The 23,463-nt window shown below is 34.2% G+C and carries 22 protein-coding genes; 16 read left to right on the forward strand and 6 right to left on the reverse strand.

Going from position 1 to position 23,463, the window contains the following annotated elements; genetic code table 11:
- Positions 1 to 15: 15 nt before the first annotated feature.
- Positions 16 to 786 carry a lipopolysaccharide kinase InaA family protein gene (locus HNQ00_RS07560; protein ID WP_173837724.1) on the forward strand — a complete coding sequence of 257 codons (771 nt, stop codon included), beginning with the start codon at positions 16 to 18 and terminating at the stop codon, positions 784 to 786.
- A gap of 58 nt (positions 787 to 844) precedes the next feature.
- Here the strand turns inward: HNQ00_RS07560 and HNQ00_RS07565 are convergent, their stop codons facing one another.
- Both HNQ00_RS07565 and HNQ00_RS07570 read right to left on the reverse strand, forming a co-directional pair.
- A complete protein-coding gene (locus HNQ00_RS07565) occupies positions 845 to 1,906 on the reverse strand; it encodes a glycosyltransferase family 9 protein (protein ID WP_254598454.1) in 1,062 nt (353 codons plus the stop codon).
- A 63-nt stretch (positions 1,907 to 1,969) separates the two neighbouring features.
- Positions 1,970 to 2,785, reverse strand: a complete 816-nt coding sequence (locus tag HNQ00_RS07570) for a 2,3,4,5-tetrahydropyridine-2,6-dicarboxylate N-succinyltransferase (RefSeq protein WP_173837725.1) — start codon at positions 2,783 to 2,785, stop codon at positions 1,970 to 1,972.
- A 375-nt stretch (positions 2,786 to 3,160) separates the two neighbouring features.
- Between HNQ00_RS07570 and ruvX the strand changes: the two genes are divergently transcribed.
- The gene (ruvX, locus tag HNQ00_RS07575; RefSeq protein WP_173837726.1) at positions 3,161 to 3,577 is read left to right on the forward strand and encodes a Holliday junction resolvase RuvX; all 417 of its coding nucleotides are present in this window, start codon (positions 3,161 to 3,163) and stop codon (positions 3,575 to 3,577) included.
- Positions 3,578 to 3,698: 121 nt separating this feature from the next.
- On the forward strand, positions 3,699 to 5,195 hold the full coding sequence (locus HNQ00_RS07580) for a malate:quinone oxidoreductase (RefSeq protein ID WP_173837727.1): 1,497 nt from the start codon (positions 3,699 to 3,701) through the stop codon (positions 5,193 to 5,195).
- A gap of 49 nt (positions 5,196 to 5,244) precedes the next feature.
- Here HNQ00_RS07580 and HNQ00_RS07585 read toward each other — a convergent pair whose 3' ends face one another.
- Positions 5,245 to 7,470 (reverse strand): FUSC family protein, encoded by a 2,226-nt coding sequence (locus HNQ00_RS07585; protein WP_173837728.1) that lies wholly within the window; start codon positions 7,468 to 7,470, stop codon positions 5,245 to 5,247.
- A 200-nt stretch (positions 7,471 to 7,670) separates the two neighbouring features.
- Here HNQ00_RS07585 and def point away from each other — a divergent pair, with 200 nt between their 5' ends.
- From def to HNQ00_RS07605, 4 genes are all read left to right on the forward strand, one after another.
- Positions 7,671 to 8,258, forward strand: a complete 588-nt coding sequence (gene def / locus HNQ00_RS07590) for a peptide deformylase (RefSeq protein ID WP_173837729.1) — start codon at positions 7,671 to 7,673, stop codon at positions 8,256 to 8,258.
- 81 nt (positions 8,259 to 8,339) lie between these two features.
- The gene (locus HNQ00_RS07595; protein WP_173837730.1) at positions 8,340 to 8,777 is read left to right on the forward strand and encodes a DUF5606 family protein; all 438 of its coding nucleotides are present in this window, start codon (positions 8,340 to 8,342) and stop codon (positions 8,775 to 8,777) included.
- A 90-nt stretch (positions 8,778 to 8,867) separates the two neighbouring features.
- Positions 8,868 to 9,650, forward strand: coding sequence for a nucleoside triphosphate pyrophosphohydrolase (gene mazG / locus HNQ00_RS07600; RefSeq protein ID WP_173837731.1), 783 nt, complete (start codon positions 8,868 to 8,870; stop codon positions 9,648 to 9,650).
- A 250-nt stretch (positions 9,651 to 9,900) separates the two neighbouring features.
- Positions 9,901 to 11,343 carry an APC family permease gene (locus HNQ00_RS07605; RefSeq protein WP_173837732.1) on the forward strand — a complete coding sequence of 481 codons (1,443 nt, stop codon included), beginning with the start codon at positions 9,901 to 9,903 and terminating at the stop codon, positions 11,341 to 11,343.
- Between the two features lie 5 nt (positions 11,344 to 11,348).
- Here HNQ00_RS07605 and HNQ00_RS07610 read toward each other — a convergent pair whose 3' ends face one another.
- Positions 11,349 to 12,029 carry a Crp/Fnr family transcriptional regulator gene (locus HNQ00_RS07610; RefSeq protein WP_173837849.1) on the reverse strand — a complete coding sequence of 227 codons (681 nt, stop codon included), beginning with the start codon at positions 12,027 to 12,029 and terminating at the stop codon, positions 11,349 to 11,351.
- Between the two features lie 111 nt (positions 12,030 to 12,140).
- Here HNQ00_RS07610 and HNQ00_RS07615 point away from each other — a divergent pair, with 111 nt between their 5' ends.
- The 9 genes from HNQ00_RS07615 to HNQ00_RS07655 all read left to right on the forward strand — a co-directional run bounded on the left by HNQ00_RS07615 (position 12,141) and on the right by HNQ00_RS07655 (position 21,308).
- Positions 12,141 to 14,531 (forward strand): heavy metal translocating P-type ATPase, encoded by a 2,391-nt coding sequence (locus HNQ00_RS07615; RefSeq protein WP_173837733.1) that lies wholly within the window; start codon positions 12,141 to 12,143, stop codon positions 14,529 to 14,531.
- A gap of 87 nt (positions 14,532 to 14,618) precedes the next feature.
- Positions 14,619 to 14,810 (forward strand): cbb3-type cytochrome oxidase assembly protein CcoS, encoded by a 192-nt coding sequence (gene ccoS, locus HNQ00_RS07620; RefSeq protein ID WP_173837734.1) that lies wholly within the window; start codon positions 14,619 to 14,621, stop codon positions 14,808 to 14,810.
- Positions 14,811 to 14,812: 2 nt separating this feature from the next.
- Positions 14,813 to 17,002: a cytochrome-c oxidase, cbb3-type subunit I gene (gene ccoN / locus HNQ00_RS07625; protein WP_173837735.1), complete on the forward strand. Its 2,190-nt coding sequence runs from the start codon at positions 14,813 to 14,815 to the stop codon at positions 17,000 to 17,002.
- A 91-nt stretch (positions 17,003 to 17,093) separates the two neighbouring features.
- Positions 17,094 to 17,264, forward strand: coding sequence for a cbb3-type cytochrome oxidase subunit 3 (locus HNQ00_RS07630; RefSeq protein WP_173837736.1), 171 nt, complete (start codon positions 17,094 to 17,096; stop codon positions 17,262 to 17,264).
- A 24-nt stretch (positions 17,265 to 17,288) separates the two neighbouring features.
- Positions 17,289 to 18,191 carry a cbb3-type cytochrome c oxidase N-terminal domain-containing protein gene (locus HNQ00_RS07635; protein WP_173837737.1) on the forward strand — a complete coding sequence of 301 codons (903 nt, stop codon included), beginning with the start codon at positions 17,289 to 17,291 and terminating at the stop codon, positions 18,189 to 18,191.
- Between the two features lie 71 nt (positions 18,192 to 18,262).
- On the forward strand, positions 18,263 to 19,681 hold the full coding sequence (ccoG, locus tag HNQ00_RS07640; protein ID WP_173837738.1) for a cytochrome c oxidase accessory protein CcoG: 1,419 nt from the start codon (positions 18,263 to 18,265) through the stop codon (positions 19,679 to 19,681).
- A gap of 43 nt (positions 19,682 to 19,724) precedes the next feature.
- Positions 19,725 to 20,225, forward strand: a complete 501-nt coding sequence (locus tag HNQ00_RS07645; RefSeq protein ID WP_173837739.1) for a FixH family protein — start codon at positions 19,725 to 19,727, stop codon at positions 20,223 to 20,225.
- Positions 20,226 to 20,330: 105 nt separating this feature from the next.
- Complete coding sequence (locus tag HNQ00_RS07650; RefSeq protein ID WP_173837740.1) at positions 20,331 to 21,032, forward strand: sulfite exporter TauE/SafE family protein; 702 nt, start codon at positions 20,331 to 20,333, stop codon at positions 21,030 to 21,032.
- A gap of 42 nt (positions 21,033 to 21,074) precedes the next feature.
- On the forward strand, positions 21,075 to 21,308 hold the full coding sequence (locus tag HNQ00_RS07655) for a YdcH family protein (protein ID WP_173837741.1): 234 nt from the start codon (positions 21,075 to 21,077) through the stop codon (positions 21,306 to 21,308).
- A 113-nt stretch (positions 21,309 to 21,421) separates the two neighbouring features.
- Here the strand turns inward: HNQ00_RS07655 and hemN are convergent, their stop codons facing one another.
- Positions 21,422 to 22,786, reverse strand: coding sequence for an oxygen-independent coproporphyrinogen III oxidase (gene hemN / locus HNQ00_RS07660; protein ID WP_173837742.1), 1,365 nt, complete (start codon positions 22,784 to 22,786; stop codon positions 21,422 to 21,424).
- 138 nt (positions 22,787 to 22,924) lie between these two features.
- Complete coding sequence (locus HNQ00_RS07665) at positions 22,925 to 23,401, reverse strand: hypothetical protein (protein WP_173837743.1); 477 nt, start codon at positions 23,399 to 23,401, stop codon at positions 22,925 to 22,927.
- Between the last annotated feature and the right edge of the window lie 62 nt (positions 23,402 to 23,463).

A 23,463-nucleotide genomic window follows, 5' to 3' on the forward strand; every position in this document is an offset into this window, starting at 1 on the left:
GTAATAAAAATAAAAATGACAATTAAAATTATGTTCTCTAAATCGGTTCAAAATTCTAAGCAAATTCTTAATTGTATTAAGGAGTTCAAATCTGATTTAGGCACTGTTTTTGGCAATGGCGATCGCAATATTATCAAACTCTTTGATCTAGACGGACAAACGATAAATATCAAATCGTTCAAGATTCCTAATATTGTGAATAAGGTAGCTTACAAACATTTTAGAAAATCAAAGGCAAAACGTTCGTTTGAGTATGCTACGATATTGTTGCAAAAAGGGATTGGAACACCGCAGCCATTGGCATATTTTGAGAATTTCAATAAATTTGGTTTGCTGGATAGCTATTATGTAAGTGAGCATTTAGATTGTGACTTAACCTTTAGAGAATTAGTCGAAATTCCGGATTATCCTGATTACGAAAATATTTTGAGACAGTTTGTAAAATTTACTTTTGATTTACACGAAGCCGGAATCGAATTTCTTGACCATTCACCTGGAAATACGTTAATTAAAAAAGGACAGGATGGAAAATATAGCTTTTATTTAGTCGATTTAAACCGCATGAATTTTCACGAAAGTATGGATTTTACCACTCGAATGAAAAATTTTAGTAGGCTGACACCTAAGAAAGAGATGATCCAAGTTATGAGTAATGAATATGCTAAGTACTACTCACAATCTGAAACAGTGATTTTTGAAAACATGTGGATGGAAACAACTACTTTTCAAGAAAAATTTGCTAAAAAGAAGCGCTTAAAAAAGCAATTAAAATTCTGGAAAAAATAAAATTGTACTTAGGAAGCTTTCGAAAATAAATATAAAAGCCTTATTTTTTCTCTTTTAGTTATAAATTAGTATTCAAAAAATGCCTCAGTTGCTCCTCAAACAATTGCGGTTCAAATTTTTCATATAAGGATAAAGCTTCTTTTTTTAATTCTTTCTCCGTTTTTGCTACAAATAGTTCTTGTTTGAAATCTTGCAGGTGCACAGATAAATGGTGAATCCCATCTTCAAATGTTGCCCAAATTTTCTTTTCGATCCATGGAGAAAACACTATAAATGATGGCTTGTCTAATGCTTTTGCCATGTTTATAGCGCCACCGTCGTTCCCTACTATTAAATCGCATTGATTCATAAGTGCGATATAGCCACGTAAATCAGGTGCTAATAAATCAAAGAATATTTTATCTCGAGTACTTGCTTTTGTGGCATTGTACACGGTTCTCGCATCTTCAATTTGTTTAGGGAAATAATTAAACAGGATGTTTATATCACGTCCTTCGGCTATTGTGTCTACTAGCTTAGCCATGTATGCGAGCGGATACGTTTTTAATTTCTCGCTTCCTAATAAACTGATCATTACCGTTTTTTTACCTGCCTTTAATTGGTGCTGGGAAAGTAAATTTTGAGCAACTTGATTTTCGTTTTCTGTAACAAAAAGTTTGGGTAAAGGATCGATTTTAATATTTAAGTGCAATGGTTCTAGTAATGACAAACGTCTTTCGATGGCTAATCCCAAATTACTTTTTGGACTAGCGGCAAAAGGTACATTGTCAGTATATAGCAACGTACGTCCTGGTTTTTTATAGGATATTTTTCTTTGAGCGCCACTCAATGCTGATAGTATCCAACTCTCAAGTTTAGAGTAGGCATCGATTAGTACATCGTATTTTTCGGCTCTTATTTGTAGTGCAAGTTGTAAGAGCGCCTTCTTGCTGTCGCGATGTTCTTGTGTGAAAGAAATGATGTTGCTAATGCTATTGTTGCCTTCAAGCACTGCTTTTGTGCTTTCATAAACTAGGTAATCAATTTGGGCATCAGGATATGCTTTTCTCAAACTATTACATATAATGCTGCTTACCAGCACATCACCAATCATCTTTTGTTGTATAACTATTATTTTCATAGATAAAAAAAACCTCCCTGTTTAAGGGAGGAATATACAATAATAATTCAATTATTTTAACTTTTATACCGCTACGTTATATTCGCGTAAAGCGTCGTTTAACGATGTTTTTAAATCAGTCGAAGCTTTTCTTTGACCAATGATTAATGCACAAGGAACCTGAAATTCTCCTGCAGCAAATTTCTTAGTATAACTACCAGGAATTACGACAGAACGAGCAGGAACAAATCCTTTCATTTCTACTGGCTCATCTCCGGTAACGTCGATAATTTTTGTAGATGCAGTCAAGCAAACATTAGCACCAAGTACCGCTTCTTTACCCACATGAACTCCTTCAACAACAATACAACGCGAACCTATAAATGCACCATCTTCAATGATTACTGGAGCAGCTTGCAATGGCTCTAATACACCACCTATTCCTACACCACCACTCAAGTGAACATTTTTACCTATTTGAGCACAACTACCTACTGTTGCCCATGTATCAACCATGGTACCTTCATCAACATATGCACCTATGTTTACATAACTAGGCATTAGAATAACACCGCTAGAGATGTAAGCACCATAACGCGCAACAGCATTAGGAACAACTCTAATTCCTTTTTCTGCGTAACCTGTTTTTAATAACATTTTGTCGTGGTATTCAAAAATACCTGATTCCCAAGTTTCCATTTTTTGGATAGGGAAATACATTACAACCGCTTTCTTTACCCATTCATTTACCTGCCAAGCATCACCTTTAGGTTCTGCAACACGCAATTTCCCAGTATCTACAAGTTCAATTACTTCTCTAATTGCCTTTGTAGTTGCCTCTTCTTGTAGCAAAGCTCTGTTTTCCCAAGCTTGCTCTATAATTACTTGTAATGATTCCATTTGTCTGAATATTTTTAGCAAATATAATTCGATTTTTTATAAAAGGAAAACCTTTTGACAATAGTAACATAATTGTTTATTTTGTTTTATAATAAACAATTGTTCTTTTTGATTTTATGGGCATATCAGTTAAAAAAGGGAGTACGTCTTTATAGTAATAGCAACTGTAGTATGCCTTTTTTAACTGTCGGGCTATTCGTTGCAAGTCCGCAGCAAGTAAAGCTATCGCATTACTTGCTTGTGGGCTATCCACTACTATCCCTTATGCAAACAAAGGCATTCCAGGACAATTTGAATTTACTAAAAATAAGCAATGAAACAACAGCAATTATGTACCAAGATAATCTCGTATCTTTGACATCTTAAATTACAATTATGCCTAGAATACTGTCTATAGATTACGGTCAAAAACGAACAGGGATTGCTGTTACTGATGAAATGCAAATTATCGCTTCAGGATTAACAACCGTTCCTAGCGCTACAGCTATTGCCTTCTTGAAAGACTATTTTAGTAAAGAAAAGGTAGAAGCGGTATTAATAGGGGAACCCAAACAAATGAACGGACAACCCTCTGAAAGCGCTTCTATCATCAAAGGATTTGTAACCCATTTCACCAATCATTTCCCGGATATGAAAGTCATTAGAGTAGACGAGCGCTTTACTTCAAAAATGGCTTTTCAAACAATGATTGATAGCGGACTTAATAAAAAGCAAAGACAAAATAAGGCGTTAATCGACGAGATATCGGCTACTATAATGTTGCAAGATTATTTAAGTAGTAAGCGTTTTTAAATGCTCTTTATGAGTGAAGTATTGAAATTTAAAAAGATTGTAATTTTGTAACTTTTCTACCCTCAATTATGCTTTTTTTTGCAATTATAAACGGTATCTTTGTGTTTTAAAATTTTTTGCTATGCCTGATACAACCATACGTTCAAATACTGAAGTAGTTCTTATAGGAGCTGGAATTATGAGTGCCACTCTTGGTTTAATTCTTAAAGAACTGCAGCCTGATATTAAAATAGATATTTTTGAAAGATTAGATATTGCAGCGGCAGAAAGCTCTGATGCTTGGAATAATGCGGGTACTGGACATTCTGCTTTTTGTGAACTAAACTACACGCCTGAAAAAGCTGATGGTACAATCGACCCTAAAAAGGCGGTTAGTATCGCTGAATCTTTTGAACTGTCAAGACAGTTTTGGTCTTACTTAGTCGAAGAGAAGAAAGTTCCTTCTCCTGAAAATTTTATTAAAAGTATTCCACATATGAGTTTTGTATGGGGAGAAAGTAATGTAGCATTTCTTAAAAATAGATTTGAAGCTTTACAAAAAAACCAACTTTTTAAAGACATGATTTTTAGTACTGATATAGAAGTGCTAAAACAATGGATGCCTCTTGTTATGGAAGGTAGAGCGTTAACTGATAAAGTAGCTGCTACGACCATGAAACACGGTACCGATGTAAACTTTGGTGCATTAACAAGAAGTATTTTTGAATATCTTACAACTCTAGATGGTGTAAATATTCATTACAATCACGAGGTAGATAAGTTAAAACAACGTGAGGATAAAACGTGGAGAATCAAAATCACTGATTTAGCTACAAACCAAAAAAAGAAAGTATACACAAAATTTGTTTTTATAGGCGCTGGTGGTGGTTCATTGCCATTATTAGAAAAAGCTGATGTTCCTGAAGGTGACGGTTACGGCGGATTCCCGGTAAGTGGGCAATGGCTTAAATGTATCAATCCTGAGGTAATCGAAAAACATGCTGCAAAAGTGTACGGAAAAGCAAGTGTGGGTGCACCACCAATGTCTGTTCCTCATATTGACTCTAGAATGATCAATGGTGAGAAGCAATTATTATTTGGACCCTTTGCAGGTTTTTCTACTCGTTTCTTAAAAAATGGATCGTACTCTGATTTACCGTTATCAATCACAACAGATAATATCTGGCCAATGATTTCAGCTGGGATCAAAAACATTCCGTTGACAAAATATTTAATTGAGCAAGTACGTCAGTCTATGGACGACCGTATTGAAGCTTTACGTGAATATGTTCCTAGTGCAAAAGCAGAAGACTGGGTTATCGAGCGTGCTGGACAACGAGTGCAAGTAATCAAGAAAGATGAAAAAGAAGGTGGTATACTAGAATTTGGCACCGAAGTAATCACCACTGCCGATGGAACACTAGCTGTTTTATTAGGAGCTTCTCCGGGAGCATCTACTGCAGTTTCAATTATGGTAGATTTAATCGAAAGATGCTTTAAAGAACAAACTGCCACTGCTGAATGGCAAGCAAAATTCAAAAAAATGATTCCTTCATACGGACAAAATTTGAATGAAAATCCAGCACTATCAGACGAAATTAGAGAACATACTGCTACAGTATTGAAACTAGTTAAATAATAGACATCCTTTGATGTCACAATCATAAAAAAAGAAGCTTAGTAAATTACTAAGCTTCTTTTTTTATGTTCATAAGTAAACGAGTGGATTTGACAATATTCTCAGAGAGGTTATTCAGCCAAATGAGCTGCTCTATAATTAAATGTGCTTCCTGCATTTTCAATTGGAATTCCTCTTCGCTTATTTCTCCTTTTCTTTTCAGCTCGTTTGCTCTTATATTTTTTAATTCGGTAAAACGCTTGCTAATATCTTCGTTTTGCAGTTGCATTAAACTGTCGTTTTCAGTAGCTGATAGCAATACAATTGAATAGTCTAAATTTTGAATAACCCGGTCAACAACAGCATTGAAGGCTTCTGATGCTTCTGTAGTTTTGTGAGACTGAATATAAGTACCTAGAGAAGCTGCAGAGGACAGTAGGGTATGGTTAAGTACGGCTAGTTTATAAACTTGTGGTAATTGATTCTGTTTAGACTTGGGTTCTTGTAACATGCGCTGAAAAGAAGCCATTAAATTACCAATTTCTACAAAGGCTTGTTTTCGCGCTAAGCGATAGGAGCTAGGTACTTCTCCTTTTTTATTGTAAAAAAGAGAGGTTTCTTTCAGGTAGTTTCGATTAGCAAGAATTGATTTTTCTAAGTATACTGGGACATTTAAAAACTCCCATGAAGGCCATATAAAACTATTTGCGAGATAGGATAGCACAGCACCTACTAAGGTGTCGAGCACGCGGTATTGTATAACATCTTCAATATTAGGAGTCAAAATACCGTACACAAATATCACATAAATAGTGATAAATGTAGCGCCTATTTTATAATTTGTAGGGGTAAACGAAAAGCCCAATACCATAGCAACGACAGCTAATCCTCCTATTACCTGTGGTTGATGAATAAAATTCAATAACCCAAAGGCAATAATACCACCCACAAAGGTTCCGAAAATTCTATGGTAGGTACGTTGTCTTGTCAATCCATAGCCTTGTCTCATGATAACCACAATGGTCAAAATAATCCAATAGGTATTTTGAAAAGGCAATATTTTACCTATAATGACACCTACCATCAAAGTGATTGTTAATCGCAAGGAGTGCCTGAATATCGTTGAAGAAAAACTGAAATTTTCTATGATCGTTTCTAATGGGTAGTATTGTGGCGTTATGAATTTTTCTAAATCACGGTCTTTATCCTTAAAGTCAGATATGACACTTTTACTGGTAAAAGTTCGCTCTAATATTTTTATTTTCTCGACCTGTTTCTCAGCATAGTGTAGCATTGTCGTGAGCATAAACACGCCCTCAGTATTTGCCTCGTCTTTTGTTTGCGATTCGTATTCAAGAATAGCCAACTCAAATTTATATAAATCGTTAAGTAAATCGTGTTGCGCTAGGTAAGGTTTGCTCTTTTCTATTGCTTTCCCCAGCTGTTTTAAGGTTTTTGCTAAGTTGTAAGCTAAGTTTTTATAGTTGCTTAATATTTGTGGGTGATTATCAAATTTTTGATGCAATTTATTGTGATCAAATGAGTTGGTTATCGCTAACTCCATGATTTCGACTAAGGCAATAAACGTCATAAGCATCTTCCTATTTTGATTAGAAGATCCGGTGTTTGCTCTATTTCTAACTAATACTTCTCGAATGTTTTCATGAATAACGTTCAGTTCTACCTGTAGATTAAGCTGCTTCTTAGTGATTTCTGTTCGATCTGATTTTAATTTCCATAAGTCACCTCTAAGTTTTAAGTACTTAGCTGTTAATTCGATACATTGTGCAAGCTGTAATTCGGTATAGCGATGCGGGCGTATGTAATGAAATAAAAGAGAGATGAGTAGGTAAAAAATACCACCTGCAAAAAGTAATGCAGTGTAGTTGAGAATGGCCCAGCCAGTTTGAATGTGTGCAAAAGCAAGCGATAAGGCTAATAATGCTGAGAAAGAGGCCATTGTCGCTCGTTGTCCATACACGGAAATCATAGACAGGCTAAAAATTAATACCGTAAGTAAGGGGTAAAATAAATAAGGAAAAGGATAGCTTATATTGATTAAGAGACTCACTCCAGAAACAATTATGGAGGTAACGATGATTCCATTTATTTTATGTTTCAAATTACTAGGAATATCACTAGGATAGGCAAAGAAAGCACCTAAAGCCATTGTAAACCCCATTTGAAAATGACCTAAATAGGTAAATATCAACACAGGTAAAACAGAAGCAATAGTGACTTTTACTGCATTTGTAAAATAAGTAGAATCAGTGAATTTTTGAACTGTAGCAATCATTTAGGTATAGGTTACCATTCAAAGATAATAATTGTGCCATTTATCAAGGCATAAGTTGGAGCTATTTAGGTTTTAATTATAAAAAAAGACTATTTATCAATTTGTAATTATTCATTGTCTAATTTTTTACTATTTTTGCCATCCATATTTAAGGATAGAAGATTCTTAACAAATGGCATTTAATACTTAATACAATTACGATGATTTTACCAATAGTAGGATATGGAGATCCGGTTCTAAGAAAAGTAGGAGAGGAAGTTTCAAAAGACTATCCTAATTTGACAGAAACGATTGCTAACATGTATGAAACAATGTATAATGCTTCGGGAGTAGGACTTGCTGCACCTCAAGTAGGCAAAGCACTTCGTTTATTTGTTATCGATACGACACCATTTAGCGATGATGAGGATTTAGAAGCAGAGGAACAAAGCCAACTTAAAGGTTTTAAAAGAACATTTATTAACGCTAAAATGATTCTGGAAGATGGTGAAGAATGGTGTTTTAATGAAGGTTGTTTAAGTATTCCTGATGTGCGTGAAGATGTTTATAGAAATGAGCGCATCACAATAGAATACTGCGAAGAAGATTTTGTGGTAAAAACAGAAGTTTTTGACGGACTTATAGCTCGAGTAATTCAGCACGAGTACGACCATATCGAAGGGATTTTATTCACAGACAAAATCTCGTCTTTGAAAAAACGCTTGATTCAGAAAAAATTGAAAAATATTACTGAAGGGAAAACGTTCCAAGATTATAGAATGAAATTTATTGCAAAAAAAGGGAGATAATAACCAGATAGGAGATTATTTGCACACTTATTGCTAAACAATATATAGTAAAATCAAATTCTTAAATAATAATAAAACAAGATGAATTTAGAAAAAGTATTAGCCGTTTCTGGTAAACCAGGTTTATATGTTCTTAAAGTACAAACACGTTCAGGCTTTGTTGCCGAGTCATTAGCAGATGGAAAGAAAATTACAGTAAACTTAAAAAGTAATGTAAGTTTATTATCTGAGATTTCAATCTACACTTACGATGGTGAACAACCGTTAGCACAAATTATTAATAATATCGCTAAGAAAGAAAAAAATGGTCCTGCCATTTCTCACAAAGAGGACAATGCAACTTTATTAGCTTACTTTAGAGAGATCTTAACAGATTTTGATGAAGATAGAGTATATCCATCTGATGTAAAGAAAATCTTGAACTGGTATAACATTTTACAAGCTAAGGGATTAGTGACTGATGAATTACCAAAAGAAGAAGAAGCATCAGTTGAAGCAACTGAAGAAGCTAAAAACTAAGATCAAAACAATCTTTTGATCCATTATAAAGAATCCTGTAATCTACTTTTTTAGAATACAGGATTTCTTAATTTTAAAGAAACTACCGCTATGAATTCAAGACAAACACAGTTAAAAGCTTTTGAAAGATTATTAGATATCATGGATGAATTACGTGAGCAATGTCCATGGGATAAAAAGCAAACGATGCAATCGCTACGCCACCTAACCATTGAGGAAACCTATGAACTAGGTGATGCTATTTTAGATAATGATCTCAACGAAGTTAAAAAAGAACTTGGAGATGTATTGTTGCATATTGTTTTTTATGCAAAGATAGGTAGTGAGACAAAAGACTTTGATATCGCTGATGTTTGTAATGAAATATGCGAAAAATTAATTCATAGACATCCACATATTTACAGTGATGCCGTGGTTGCTGATGAGGAAGAAGTAAAGCAAAATTGGGAAAAACTAAAACTGAAAGAAGGAAGAAGTTCCGTTCTTGAAGGTGTTCCTAAAAGTTTGCCTGCGTTAGTGAAGGCCAGCCGAATACAAGATAAAGTAAAAGCAGTAGGATTTGATTGGGATGAGCCTCATCAAGTTTGGGAAAAAGTACAAGAAGAATTAGAAGAACTTCAAGTTGAGGTTAAAGCCGGTGATCAAGATAAAATGGAAGCTGAATTTGGGGATGTTTTATTTTCGATGATTAATTACGCCCGTTTCTTAAAAATTAACCCAGAAGACGCATTAGAACGTACCAATAAAAAATTCATTAAACGTTTTCAATATTTAGAAAGCAAAGCAGGCGAACTAGGAAAACCCTTATTGGACATGACCTTGGCTGAAATGGATGTTTTTTGGGAAGAGGCGAAGCGTCTTCCCAAAAAATAGGAATTGGAAAATCTTCGATTTTCAAATACTCTAAATTGGGAAGAAGCGAAGCGTCTTACTAAAAAATAGGAGTTGGAAAATGGTTGATTTTCAAATACTCTAAATTGGGAAGAAGCAAAGCGGCTACCTAAATAGGAATTAGAAAATCTTCCATTTTCAAATATTCAAAATTGGGAAGAAGCGAATAAAGTATAAGTTTGTTTTTTTTCGAAAGTTAAAAGCAAAAATTTAAGTCAATATACCTTTAAATATGTCAGATAACAAAACGGAGTTAAAGCGCTCTTTAGGATTAATAGATGCTACTAGTTTAGTGGCAGGTTCAATGATAGGTTCAGGAATATTTATTGTAACTTCAACTATGGCAAGAGACATTGGTTCTGCTGCTTGGTTGCTCGTTATATGGTTAGTGACAGGTTTAATTACTGTAGCCGCAGCGCTAAGCTACGGTGAACTAGCTGGAATGATGCCTAATGCTGGTGGACAATTTGTATACATTCAGCGCGCTTACGGTAGACTCGTTTCTTTCTTATATGGATGGACGGTTTTTTCAGTGATTCAAACAGGGGTAATCGCGGCTATTGCGGTTACTTTTGCTAGTTATGGAGCAATTTTTTTTCCTATGCTAGACGATACTTTAATTCAAGTAGGTAGTTTTGCTTTTACAAATAGTAAGCTCTTAGCAATACTGAGCATTGTGCTGCTTACGTACATCAATACCCAAGGTGTGAAAAGCGGAAAGATTGTGCAGTTAATATTAACTTCGGCTAAGTTAATCGCTCTGTTTGCGTTGATCATTCTTGGAATTTATGTTGGTTTAAAAACAGATGTATTGGCTAATAATTTTGATAATATGTGGGACGCTAGTCGCACCGTATTAAATCCAGATGGAACAGTTACAGTAACAAAGCTTGTAGGTTCGGCATTACTTGGAGCTGCAGCTGCAACCATGATTAATTCGCTGTTTTCAAGTGATGCTTGGAACAATGTTACTTTTATCGCTGGAGAGATTAAAGAACCTAAAAAGAATATTCCACGCAGTTTATTTCTAGGTACATTAATCGTTACTATTATTTATGTTCTAGCTAATGTAGCTTATTTAGCGTTGTTACCCATGCAAGGTACTCCAGGAGCTGCAACAGCTTTTGACAGCGGAATCATGTTTGCCAGTAACGATAGAGTGGGAGCAGCTGCTGCTGGAATGATTATGGGAAATATTAGTGTTTTTGTAATGGCAGCTTTAATTATGGTGTCGACTTTTGGAGCAAATAGCGGCCTCATTCTTTCGGGAGGAAGATTGTTTTATGCTATGGCAAAAGACGGTTTATTTTTTAAGCAAGCAACAGAACTTAATAAAAACCAAGTCCCAGCTAAGGCACTCTGGGTACAGTGTGTTTGGGCGTGTATTTTAGCACTTTCAGGAAAATTTGGGGACCTATTAACCTATGCTACTTTTGCATCGTTATTATTCTATATTCTAACGATTGTAGGGGTGTTTGTACTTAGAAAAAAAGAACCCAATACAGAGCGACCGTACCGTGCTTTTGGATATCCGCTTGTGCCGGCGCTATACATAGTGGTAACTACCGGAATATGCTTGACATTATTAGTTTATGACACTGTCAATACCGGTTTAGGTCTAGGTATTGTGGTGTTAGGGATTCCAGTATATTATCTATTTATGAATAAAAAATAAGGCGTTTATTCTGCTAGTTTTTTAAGTTTATTTAATTCTAAAATCGTGATTTTCTTTCCAGATAAATCGATGAGTCCTAATTTTTTAAAGTCAGATAATAATCGAATGCAACTCTCTGTTGCAGTACCGATCATTCCTGCTAGCTCATCGCGAGTTAGTTGAATATGTAGCGAACCGTCTTCGTTTTTACCAAAAGTACTTTCAAGATAAACTAAGGTTTCGGCTAATCTTTCTTTTACAGTTTTTTGAGCCATAGAAATGGTATGTGTTTCGGATTCTTTTAGATCACCACATATGTTCTTCATCACATTCATAGAGAACTCATTGTTGGTATCAAAAAATCCCATCACATCTGTTTTCGGGATATAACAAACCTCCATATCTTCAAGAGCTACTGCACTTAAATTTACAGCTTCATCACTAATCATGGAGCGTTGGCCTAATAACTCTCCTTTGGTAACTAATTTAATGATTTGCTCTTTCCCGTTTTGACTGAGTTTACTTAATTTACAAACACCGTCTTTTATACAAAAGATTCCATTTACCTGCTCGCCTTCACTAAAAATAGTGTCGCCTTTTTTTATAGTAAACGAAGTCTTGCAGTCTGCAATTTTAAGTAATTCGTCTTTTTTTAGTGCTTTGAGTGAACTAAACTCTCTAACGATACATTGTTCGCATTTACTCATCACAATTTGTTTTTTTGGTTTGTATCCAAAATTAGTCAATAAGTATGACATATATCATATTTAAGTTAACATATGTTTAAGAGCTTTGCATCAGGTAAAATGAGCAAAGTTATGGACACACAAAACTGTTTCCATTGTGGGTTAGATATTATAAAATCAGAAGAAATTATTTTTGACGAAAAAAAGTTTTGTTGTAACGGTTGTAAGACGGTGTACGAGATTTTTAGTGTCAATGATATGACATGCTATTATGATTTTGAAAATGCCCCTGGAGCAACTCCATTAGATATAAATGGGAAATATGATTTTTTAGAAAATGAAAGTATTGTCGCAAAATTATTGGATTTTCAAGAAGCTGCAACCGCTGTGGTTTCACTTAGTATTCCTCACATACATTGTAGCTCGTGTATTTGGATTCTGGAAAATTTACAACGTCTTCAACAAGGAATAAGTACTTCACAGGTTAATTTTCCTGAAAAGAAAGTTAGAATCACGTACAATCCCGAGGTGGTTTCTCTTAAACAAATAGTGTATTTACTAAGTGCTATTGGCTATGAACCTTACATCAGCTTGGAGAATTATGAGACCGGAAAAAACAATGTCGATAGAAGTTTAACTTATAAACTAGGAGTCGCTTTCTTTTGTTTTGGGAATATTATGTTGCTTTCATTTCCGGAATATTTTGAGGTAAAAGAGTTTTGGTTGGATAGTTTCAAACCTTTTTTTAGAGGATTAATCTTTGCATTATCACTTCCTGCATTTTTCTATTCTGCTTCAGATTATTATGTTTCGGCTTACAAAAGCATCAAATCAAGAATGCTAAATATTGATATTCCTATAGCCTTGGGAATTATCGTCATGTTTGTTAGAAGTGTAGTCGATATTTTATTCGATTACGGTTCGGGCTTTTTTGATAGCTTGACGGGTTTGATCTTTTTCATGCTTCTTGGTAAAATGTTCCAAATCAAAACCTATAGTTTTTTAAGTTTCGAAAGAGATTTTAAATCCTATTTCCCTATAGCAATTACCAGAATCAATAGCGATACTTCAGAAGAGAGTGTGCCTATTTATGATATTCAAAAAGGTGACCGATTATTAATTAGAAATCAAGAACTAATTCCCGTTGACGGAATACTAATTAGTGATAAAACCGCCATTGACTATAGTTTTGTCACTGGAGAAGCAGACCCTATAACTAAAAACTCTGGCGATAAAGTATTTGCTGGAGGAAAACAAATGGGCAAAGTCATTGAAATGGAAGTCTTACATTCGGTTTCACAAAGCTACTTAACGCAATTGTGGAGCAACGATGTTTTTCAAAAAAATGTAGAACGCAAACACAAAACCATAACCGATACCATTAGCAGGTATTTTACTCCTGCATTATTATCAATTGCATTTTTAGCTTTTGGTTATTGGATTTTTATTGATACTAATACCGCTTTTAATGTTTTCACGGCAGTGCTTATTGTTGCTTGTCCTTGTGCGCTGGCGCTGACTGCCCCGTTCACTATGGGAAATGTACTTAGAATAGTAGGTAAGCAGCAGTTTTACCTTAAAAATGCGTTGGTAATTGAGCAATTAGCGGCAGTAGATACGATTGTTTTTGATAAAACAGGAACGATAACAACCAATAAGAAATCAAATATAGTGTACGAAGGAGCGGCGCTTTCGAACCAAAATACAATACAATTAAAAAATGTACTTCGAGCGAGTAATCATCCATTGAGCCGAATGTTGTATGATTATTTGCCAGACAGTAAAAAAATTAAAACCAGCCACTTTGAAGAGATCACTGGGCAAGGAATCATGGCGACAGTTGATGGAGTTGAGGTGCAAATAGGTTCTGGGATTTTCGTACAAAATAAAGTTGAAAGTAATAATCTACAAACAGCTGTTCATGTAAAAATTGACGGTATTTATCTAGGAAAGTATATTTTCAATAATCAATACAGAGAAGGTTTAGAATTATTATTTAAAAACCTTAAAGGCGATTACCAAATCAAAGTATTATCAGGAGATAATGAAGGAGAACGAGAAATTCTAGAGGCATTATTACCCAAAGGAACTGCACTTATTTTTAATCAAAAACCAGAACAAAAGCTGGAATTTATTAAAAAACTACAAGACGAGGGTAAAAATGTGATGATGGTGGGTGATGGTTTGAATGATGCGGGTGCATTGGCACAAAGTAATGTAGGGATTTCAATCTCTGAGAATGTGAACGTTTTTTCACCGGCTTGTGATGCTATTTTAGAAGCTAAACAATTCGAAAAATTAGATTATTTCTTGAAGTTGTCTAAGAAAGCAATGTTGACTATTAAAATGAGTTTTGCCTTATCATTATTATACAATGTTGTAGGATTAACATTTGCGGTCACAGCAAATTTAAAACCTTTGATAGCCGCTATTATCATGCCTTTGAGCACCATAACCATTGTGAGTTTTGTAACTATAATGAGTAATTATTATGCTAAAAATTTAAGAAGAAAAAAGCATTAATAATTTTACCATAAAATAGGTAAATATGATATATATCATATTTAATGATTAACCAATAAAGTAATTTTGTTAACATAATTTTAAGGTATGAGTGTCATTTATTTATTAATCGGAATCAGCATAAGTGTTGCTATTGGTTTTTTTGTAGCGTTTATAATTGCTGTAAAAAGTGGTCAGTACGACGATGATTATACGCCTTCAGTACGAATGCTATTCGATGATGAAATCAAGAAAACACCAAAAAAAGAAATACAAACAATAAAAGAAAAACAAATTTAATTATGGAAATGCAGCAGTTTTATTATGACAACAAAATTGTAAAGAATTTCATTTACGCTACCATTCTTTTTGGTGTAGTGGGAATGCTTGTAGGGCTTACATTAGCTACAATGTTTCTTTTTCCTAACCTAACTGATGGAATTTCATGGTTGAGTTACGGGAGATTAAGACCTTTACATACTAATGCAGTTATTTTTGCTTTTGTAGGAAATGCTTTTTTTGCTGGAATGTATTATTCTATGCAACGATTGCTAAAAGCAAGAATGTACAGTGATTTTTTAAGTAAGCTTCACTTTTGGGGATGGCAATTAATTATCGTTGCCGCTGCAATTACCTTGCCTTTAGGATACTCTACATCTAAGGAGTATGCAGAATTAGAATGGCCTATAGATATTGCAATTACCTTTATATGGGTAGTGATGGGTATCAACATGATAGGAACTATGATAAAAAGAAGGGAGCGCCATTTATATGTAGCAATCTGGTTTTATTTAGCAACATTTGTTACCGTTGCTGTTTTACATATTTTTAATAGTTTAGAAATTCCTGTTTCATTGTTTTCAATGAAAAGTTATTCTGTTTATGCAGGAGTTCAAGATGCATTAGTGCAATGGTGGTATGGTCATAATGCGGTTGCATTTTTCTTAACTACGCCTTTCTTAGGGTTGATGTACTACTTTGTGCCTAAAGCAGCAAATCGTCCAGTGTACTCATATAGATTGTCTATCGTGCATTTTTGGTCTTTGATCTTTATTTACATCTGGGCTGGACCGCACCACTTATTATATTCTGCTTTGCCTAACTGGGCTCAAAACTTAGGAGTTGCTTTCTCAATCATGCTACTTGCTCCATCTTGGGGAGGTATGATTAATGGATTATTGACTCTACGTGGTGCTTGGGATAAGGTACGTGTGGAACCAGTACTTAAATTCTTTGTGGTAGCGATTACAGGTTACGGTATGGCTACGTTTGAAGGACCCATGTTATCACTTAAAAACGTAAATGCTATTGCGCATTTTACAGATTGGATTATTGCTCACGTTCACGTAGGAGCTTTAGCTTGGAACGGATTCATGGCTTTTGGTATGATTTATTGGTTGGTTCCAAGAATGACTAAAGGACCTTTGTTTTCTACTAAATTAGCCAACTTCCATTTCTGGATAGGAACACTTGGAATCATATTATATACATTACCAATGTACGTTGCAGGTTTCTTGCAAGCTTCTATGTGGAAACAATTTAACCCTGACGGAACCTTAACTTACGGTAACTTTCTTGAAACTGTAACGCAAATCATGCCAATGTATTGGATGCGTGCAATAGGCGGTACTTTATATCTTATTGGAATGCTTGTTTTAGTTTATAACATCACTAAAACGATCATGGCTAATGAAACAATTGAAGATGAATTAGCAGAAGCGCCTGAATTACAAAAAATTAGCAGCAGTCGTATTAAAGGTGAAAAATTCCACCCTTGGTTAGAAAGAAAACCAATCCAATTAACAATTTTAGCTACAATCGCTATTTTAATTGGTGGTGTGATCCAAATTGTACCTACAATTATGGTGAAATCTAATATCCCTACAATTGCAAGTGTAAAACCATACACTCCTTTAGAATTAGAAGGTCGTGATTTATATATTAGAGAAGGTTGCGTAGGATGTCACTCGCAATCAGTACGACCATTCCGTTCAGAAGTGGAACGTTATGGGCCACAATCTAAAGCAGGAGAATTTGTTTACGACCACCCGTTTTTATGGGGATCAAAACGTACAGGACCAGATTTACTTAGAGTAGGTGGTAAGTACAATGACAACTGGCACTTTAACCACATGTGGAGTCCACAAAGTACTTCACCGGGATCTATTATGCCAGGTTACAAATGGTTATTTGATAATAAACCGTTAGATATTTCAGATATTGAAGGAAAAATGAAAGTGATGCAAACACTTGGAGTTCCTTACAGTGACGCTGAAGTAGCAAATGCTCAAAATGCTATAAAAATGCAGTCTCAAAAAATTGAAGATAATTTGCATGCTGATCCTGACTTTGTAAAAAGTTATGAAAACAGCAAGAAAAAAGCAGCTGCAAAAGGAGAAGAATTTGTACCAATGCACCAAAGAGAAATTGTTGCTTTAATAGCATACATTCAAAGGTTAGGTACTGATATCAAAGTAAAAGATAAAAAGTAATTGAGAGGCAGAGTTTCAAAGTCAAGGATTACAGATTTTCGAATCTAAAAACTTTGAAACTTTGTACTTTAGAAACTAAAAAAATATAAATATGTTCGAACAAATAAAACACAACATGGAAACCATCGCAGGTGTTGCGATTTATCCCATTCTGTCATTATTGATTTTCTTTATCTTTTTTGTAGGATTAGGAATTTGGGTTTTCTCTTATAAAAAAGAAAAGATTGATGAGTTGAGTCAAATGCCATTGAACGATAAATAAAAGTATAATTTCAAAATAATTAAAATGAAAAAATTAATCCCAGCATACGTAAGAGTACCCGTAATTTTCTTTTTCGTGTTTGGCGCAATGGAATACTTCATAGATTCAGGTTCGCAGCCCGCATTTATAAGGTACCCTATGGTTTCTTTATTCTTATTTGTATTCCTGTTTCTTTTAATAGCGATCGAAATAACAATGAAAGCGATTGATAATATTACGTATCAAATGCTTACTGAGGAACAGAAAGAGCAATTAGCAGTAGCAAGTACAGTTAGTTACAAAGAAAGCGAATGGTTCAAAAATTTAATGCAAAAATTAACTAAAACGGAACCTATTGAAAACGAACTTGATATTTTATTAGATCATGATTATGATGGTATCAAGGAATTAGATAATAATTTACCGCCATGGTGGGTATATTTGTTTTATGCTAGTATCGTTTTTGGGGTCGTGTATTTTGTTCATTTTGAGATGATGGGTGGAGACAACCAAGAAATGGAACTGAAGAAAGAATTGGCTCAAGCCAAAATTGATGTAGCTGAATATATGAAGACTGCTCCAGATTTAATGGATGAAAAAACAGTTACATTACTTACTGAACCAGCTGATTTAGCAGAAGGAAAAACAATATTTACCACTAATTGCGCTGCTTGTCATAGAGCTGATGCGGGTGGTCAAATTGGTCCAAATTTAACTGATGATCATTGGATTTTAGGTGGCGGAATTAAAAATATTTTTCACACTCTTGTTAATGGAGGTCGTGATGGTAAAGGAATGATTTCTTGGAAAGGAACTTTAAAGCCTAAAGAAATGCAAAAGGTAGCAAGTTATGTTATCTCTCTTAAAGGAAGTAATCCTGTAGACCCAAAAGCACCAGATGGTGAAGTATGGGTAGACGAAGCAGCAGTAGCTCCTGCAGCAAAATAATAGCACTGATTTACTAGCTTTTGAAATTGCTGTAAAGGGAATCAAAAGATAGAATTAAAATACCATATCAAATGTCAAAATTACCAAACGAAGCGTTTAGAGATACCATTGGAACTATAGACGAAGAAGGTAAAAGAAAATTTATTTTTCCTAAAAAACCTTCAGGGAAGTTTTATGATTACCGCAAGTGGGTTAGTTATTTCTTACTAATCATCTTAGTTGCTAATCCGTTTATAAAGGTAAATGGCAACCAATTTATGATGTTTAATATATTAGAACGTCGTTTTAATATTTTTGGTTTTCCTTTTTGGCCACAGGATTTCTACATTTTTGTACTATTTATGATTGTAGGTGTGGTATTTGTGATTTTGTTTACAGTAATTTTTGGACGTATATTTTGTGGGTGGATTTGTCCGCAAACTATTTTTCTAGAATTAGTTTTTAGAAGGATAGAATATTGGATAGAAGGTGATCGTGGTGCGCAAATTAGGTTGTCAAAACAAGAATGGAATGAAGACAAGATAAAAAAGAAAGGGTTCAAATGGTTTCTCTTTTTATTAATATCTTTTGCTATTGCCAATGTGTTTTTAGCCTATTTAATAGGTAGTGATGCGCTGATCCAAATGATTGAAGATGGCCCCGAAACGCATACAAGTACCTTAATAGCGTTATCTATATTTACTGGAGTTTTCTATTTTATATTTGTATGGTTTAGAGAACAAGTTTGTATTATAGCTTGTCCTTATGGTCGTTTACAAGGGGTGTTGCTGGACAATAAATCAATTAATGTTGCTTACGATTTTGTACGTGGTGAAAAAGAGGAAGGAAGAGCTAAATTCAATAAACAAGAGGATAGAGCAAGTACTGGAAAAGGAGATTGCATCGATTGCAAACAATGTGTAAATGTTTGTCCTACAGGAATTGATATTCGTAATGGTACGCAACTTGAATGTGTAAACTGTACCGCTTGCATTGATGAATGTGATGTGATTATGGAAAGTGTAGGCTTACCAAAAGGATTGATTCGATATGCCTCTGAAGACGAAATTGAGAAAAAAGAGCCTTTCAAATTCACTGCTAGAATGAAAGGATACTCCGCTATTTTATTAATATTAGTGGGTATTTTGACAGGATTATTGTTTTTACGTACTGAAGTTGAAGCGGTTATTTTAAGATTACCTGGGCAGTTATTTGAACATAAGGGAGATAATATTAGTAATATTTACACCTACAAAGTGATCAATAAGACTAATAATGACTTTAAAGACATTCATTTTGAATTAGTTGGAATAAAAGGAACGCTTAAACTTGTGGGTAACCAACATTTAAAAGTGGTAAAACAAGGGATGAGTAGTGGTACGATGTTTATAGAAATCAACCAAAATTTGTTAGAAAGCGACAAGACAAAATTGAAAATTGAGGTTTATGATGGCAACAAAAAAATTGAAACAAGTACAACGAGCTTTTTAAGTCCGCGTAGTTTTGATTAGTTATAAAAGGCTTTCCTAATTTCAAAAATAATATCCAAATAAAATGGAAGACAATACAAATAAATCTGCTGGGGTTTCTTCAGAAAAAAAAGGTTTTAAGATTAATTGGGGAGTAGGAATTGTCATAGCTATGGGGTTGTTTATGGCATTCATATTGTATTTTGTGATCAAAGTGCAGATGAATTCTAAATATGACAACGAATTAGTTGTTGAAGAATATTACAAACATGATGCTAAATTTGGTGATGAAATGGTTCGCGTGCAAAATGCACATGATTTAGCTCAAAAACCAGTAATTACTAAAACAGAGGATGGGGTTACTATTGAATTCCCAACTGTTTTTGCACCTGAAAAGATTAAAGGAAAAGTATCCCTATATAGACCGTCTATGAAAAATTTAGATTTTGAAATTCCTATTTCTCTGTCTAAGCCAACTTTGCTCATACCTAAATCAAAATTGTTAGGCGGTCGATGGGATATTAATATGGAATGGCATTATGAAGGGAAAGCATACTTAACCAAGGAGACTATTTATATTGATTAGATTGTTTAAGTTTCAAAGTTTCTGAGTCTCTGAGCTGCAGAGTTTTTTAGTTTCAGAGTGAAATAGTGTTTCTTAACGAGAAATGTAGAATTCACAATAAATAACATGTTATACACCGCTTTTATATTTGGATTGATTAGTAGTTTGCACTGCATTGGTATGTGTGGTCCTATTGCTATGATGCTTCCTGTAGACCGAAATAACAAAACCAAAAAAACGATTCAAATCATGACGTACCATTTGGGCAGGTTGGCAGCTTATGGTACTATAGGATTGGTTTTTGGTTTAGTAGGTAAGGGGTTTTTTATGGCTGGTTTGCAACAAAAGATGTCCATCTTCATTGGTGTGGCAATGATTTTAATCGTCATAATTCCGGAAAGATCATTTGCAAAATATAATTTCTCGAAACCTGTTTTTCGATTAATATCAAAAATCAAACAACATCTCGGCAGTCAGTTTAAAAACAAAAGCTATAAATCACTATTTACCATTGGTTTGCTCAACGGTTTTCTACCCTGCGGAATGGTTTATGTAGCCTTATTTGGTGCTATAGCAATGCAAAGCGCTAGTTTAGGGGTGCTGTATATGATCTTGTTTGGATTAGGAACAGTGCCTCTGATGAGTGCCGTGGTATATGCAAATTCGTTTATAACATTACGCATTCGAAACAAAATTCAAAAAGTAATTCCGTACGTTGCTGTATTTATAGGGTGTTTGTTTATTTTAAGAGGTCTAGGTTTAGGGATTCCCTATGTTTCCCCAGCTAATACGAGTTTGTTTATTCAAGCTACTCCCAATTGTCATTAAATAATAGGTAAAATTTTATTTCTAACTCATAAATACATTAAAATGGAAAGACACGATTTATTACACGAGTTTCCTGAATACCAGGAAAAAATTCACGAATTAAAAACCACTGATGCTCACTTTAAAAAATTATTTGATGAGTACAATGAAATGGAGCATGAGGTGCACCGTGTAAATACAGACACTGAGGTTGTTACTGACGGGCATGCGCACGAATTAAAAGCAAAATTATTGTTCTTGAAAGATGAGCTGTACGCTATGTTGACAAAAGAGTAATTCAAGAGTATAATGTTATTCTACATTGAAAAAATCGCAAATTCACAAATTTAAAAGCACTATAAGTACTAAATAATTTGCGAATTTGCGGTTTGCTATAAAGTAATTTTCTTTTATATTGTCATAGAAAACAAGGCTGTTTCAGGTGCTTTTCTTTTTAAAAGTACATCAAAAGCCATACAGATATTACGAACATATGGTTTGCCATTTTCTGTTACTTGTATGCCATCTTTACAAAGGATTACTAAGCCGTCTTTTTCCATTTCTTGCAACTGAATCAATATATCTGGGATTTCTTGAAAATATTCGGTAGCATTTTTCCATGAAGTTTCAAACTGACACATTAAGTTTAAGATGTGTTTTCGAATAATTAAATCTTCATCAGTTAATAAATGACCTCTATAAATAGGCAATTTATCCCATTCTAATAATTGGTAATAATCTTCTATACTCTTCTCATTCTGAGCAAAACTATACCAACTATCACTTATTGAGGAAACACCCAAGCCAATCATCAATTTTGTTTTTGACGCACTATATCCCATGAAATTACGATGTAGAGAACCTTTTTTGGAGGCGTCATACATACTATCAGTTTCGAGAGCAAAATGATCCATTCCTATTTCGTGATAACCACTTTGTAGCAAAAGTTCTTTTCCTATTTGGTATAATTCTCTTTTTTCTCTATCCTTTGGAATATCCTCATCTTTAAAACCACGCTGTCCATTTCCTTTGATCCATGGTACGTGTGCATAGCTGTAAAATGCCAAGCGATCTGGCTGTAACGACTTTGTTTTTTCGATAGTATCAATTATATCTTTAGTAGTCTGAAAAGGAAGTCCAAAAATAAGGTCGTGACTTATTGAAGTGTACCCAATCTCTTTTGCCCAAAAACTTACTTTTGCTACGTTGTGAAAGGGTTGTTCACGATGAATTGCTTTTTGCACTATTGGAGAGTAATCCTGAACACCAAAACTGACTCTTCTAAAACCCAATTGGTACAATTTTTCTAGATGTTTGTATGTGGTATTGTTAGGATGACCTTCAAAACTGAATTCGTGATTAGGTGCAATTGTAGCATAGGAGAAAATTCCGTTTATTAAATCTTCCAAATTTTTATTCGAAAAAAACGTTGGCGTTCCTCCTCCCAGATGAATTTCTTTAATCATTGGTTTTTCAGGCAGCATCTTGCAGTAAAGTGACCATTCCTTTAAAACAGCTTCTATGTAAGGGTTTTCAACATCATGATTCTTAGTAATGCGCTTATTACACCCGCAAAAAGTGCACATACTCTCACAGAAGGGAAGATGAATATATAAGCTAATGCCATCAGAACTATTACTTTCTATAAAAGATTTTTTTAAGGTATCGATCCAATTTTGATATTCAAATTCGGTTTCATTCCAGTACGGTACAGTAGGGTAGCTGGTATATCGTGGTCCCGGAACATTATATTTTTGAATCAAGGTGTTTTGCATATCTAGTAATTTTATCTTGACTTCAAAAATAGGGTTAACCCTTATTATTTAAAATGATAAATATCATCCCAATACAGATTTAGCATTAGACCAAAAAAAAGAGGCTTATAAAAAGCCTCTTAGAATTTATTATAAATGTTAGTTAGAAATGCATTTGTCTATAAGTGCTTTCCATTTTATGGCTAGTTGATGCTCCTCATATAACCTAATTTGATTTATTTGATCGTTTTCAATTGTATAAATAGTAACGACGTCTTTGCTAACAGCATCTTTGTACTGAAATTCTAGATCAATTTTCACGATTGTTTCCTTTGAGCTTTTTGTAGTAAGTACTAGATCACAGCTTTTAACAACAGTTAGGTCTATAAAAGCAGTGTGCTCTTGGTTGTTATTAAAGTCCATAAATAGAAAAGCCTTATTGCTTTGGTCTATACTCATAACCTTATTATTGAGTATTTCGGTTAGCTCATAGTTATAGGTATTGTTTTTACTGTGAGTAGCCTTTATGGTTTTAATCTTCTTATTAGTGATCATACTAGAACGAAGGACAAAAAAGAGTGGTGTTGCAAGTAGTAATGTAATTACAAGACCTATAATTGTTACGGATGTATCCATTTTTATTTTAAATTAATTTATAGAACAAGACCAGCTCAATGCAATTGATTAAGCTGTATAAA

It is taken from the genome of Flavobacterium aeripolare (assembly GCF_013294025.1).
Lineage (GTDB): Bacteria > Bacteroidota > Bacteroidia > Flavobacteriales > Flavobacteriaceae > Flavobacterium.